This window comes from Nguyenibacter vanlangensis (assembly GCF_013376155.1).
Classification (GTDB): domain Bacteria; phylum Pseudomonadota; class Alphaproteobacteria; order Acetobacterales; family Acetobacteraceae; genus Gluconacetobacter; species Gluconacetobacter vanlangensis.
Window position 1 is genome coordinate 1 of sequence record NZ_JABXXP010001067.1, and the last position, 753, is coordinate 753.

The 753-nt window shown below is 70.7% G+C and carries 2 protein-coding genes; both read left to right on the plus strand.

Annotated elements, in window-relative coordinates; genetic code table 11:
* Window positions 1-513, plus strand: a 513-nt coding sequence (locus HUK84_RS21255; RefSeq protein WP_176641932.1) for an SCO family protein, incomplete at its 5' end; no start/stop codon positions are given.
* 7 nt (window positions 514-520) lie between these two features.
* The coding region (locus HUK84_RS21260) for a hypothetical protein (RefSeq protein ID WP_176641933.1) at window positions 521-753 on the plus strand (233 nt) is incomplete at its 3' end.

Here is a 753-nt window from a genome sequence, read left to right on the forward strand (position 1 = left end):
GGCCGCGACTTCGCCCGGTTCAGCGGCTCTGCCGTTCCGGCCGCGGCGGCGCCCGCCCTGGAACTCCGCGACGATCGAAACCGGCCGTTCGACCTGGCATCCCTGCGCGGCCAGGCCGTTCTGGTCTATTTCGGCTATGTCCGCTGCCCCGATGTCTGCCCCACGGTGCTGAACGCCCTTGCCCCGGTCTTCGACCGGCTGGGGCGTGACGCCGCACGGGTCCGCGTGGTGTTCGTGACCCTGGACCCCACCCATGACACGCCGGCCGCATTGCATGATTTCCTGGCCAATTTCCGGCCGGCGCCGATCGGCCTGACCGGACGGCCCCGGGACGTGGAATCCATCGCGCGGGCCTGGCGGATCGGCTGGCAGGACGCGGGTTCGGACGGACGGATCAACCATCTCTCGGTTCTGACGCTGGTCGGGCCGGACGGGCATATGCGGGCCCGCTACGGCATGACGCAACTGGACGACCCGTCAGGCATGGCAAGCGACATCCGGTCCGTCCTATGATCGACGTGTGATCGACGTGCCTGTGACCGATGGACCCGGAACCGTATGGAGCCCCCTGGCCGTCGGCGCCTGGATGGCCGCCGCGATCCTGACCGGGATCGCGATCGCCATCCTCAGCTCCAGACATCCCTGGCCCAGGCACCCCGGGACCACGCACCCTGGGACCGCGCGCGGGACATGGCGCCGGCTGCCGGCGGCTGCGGCGGGGGCGTCATTGCTGGCGCTGTCCTGCCTGGGGCT